We start from the raw sequence: 973 nt of genomic DNA on the forward strand, positions 1-973 counted from the left end.
TTGGCGAAACGACTCCAGGTCCTAAAAAGATCCAGAACGATCTGATGAAACGTTTTCCGGGGCAGGATCCACCGTCGAAAACGACGATTTACAACATCCTTAAGGCCGCTGACTTGATCACGCCTCGATCGTCGCGTCAGCGTGTCGCGGTCTATCCCAAGCCTTTGCGTAAGGCAGAAACGCCTAATCAGCTCTTCAGCGCTGATTACAAGGGCCAATTTCTTACCGGTGCGGGCGTTTGGTGCTATCCGCTGACGATCATGGATCATGCCAGTCGCTTCCTGCTTGCCTGCAAGAGCATGGCCAATACCAATCTCAAGGAGACCCAGCAAACCTTCGAACGCGTTTTTCGTGAGTATGGAATGCCTGAGCGCATCCGCACCGATAACGGCGTGCCGTTTGCGAGTACAGGGCGTGCGGGGCTGTCGCAATTGTCAATCTGGTGGTTACGCCTTGGGATTATTCCTGAGCGAATTGAGCCCGGTCGGCCAGACCAAAATGGACGTCATGAACGCATGCACCGGACATTGAAAAGCACCTTTCCCCAACCGCCGGCAATTGCTTGGGAGGCTCAGCAAAAACACTTTGATCGATTTATGCAGCACTACAATTATGAGCGAGGGCATGAAGCGCTCGGGCAGAAAACACCTGCTTCATGCTACGTGCCGTCAATCCGGGCCTACCCAGAGAAGCTGCCGGAAATGGGATATGCCAGCCATATTGAGTGTTACCTGGCTGACTGTAGTGGAATCATCAATCGAGGTGGCCTGCGCATTTACGTGGGTCACCTGCTCAGGCATCAGAACATTGGAATGGAGCTGATCAAGGACGGGGTATGGAATGTGATTTTCGGTCCGGTGATCTTAGGTCACGTCAATGCCAGGGATGCAAAGAACGGCTATGTTTCAATCAAAGTGTCACCTATGTGAATGCACTTTTTTGTAACCCATGTGGTTGTCCCGTACACGCCCCA

General features: G+C 52.5%; 1 protein-coding gene. It reads left to right on the forward strand.

Going from position 1 to position 973, the window contains the following annotated elements; genetic code table 11:
• The coding region (locus HCF10_RS30965; RefSeq protein ID WP_167657090.1) for an integrase core domain-containing protein at positions 1-929 on the forward strand (929 nt) is incomplete at its 5' end.
• Positions 930-973 lie beyond the last annotated feature (44 nt).

This window comes from Pseudomonas sp. B14(2022) (genome assembly GCF_012030485.1).
Lineage (GTDB): Bacteria > Pseudomonadota > Gammaproteobacteria > Pseudomonadales > Pseudomonadaceae > Aquipseudomonas.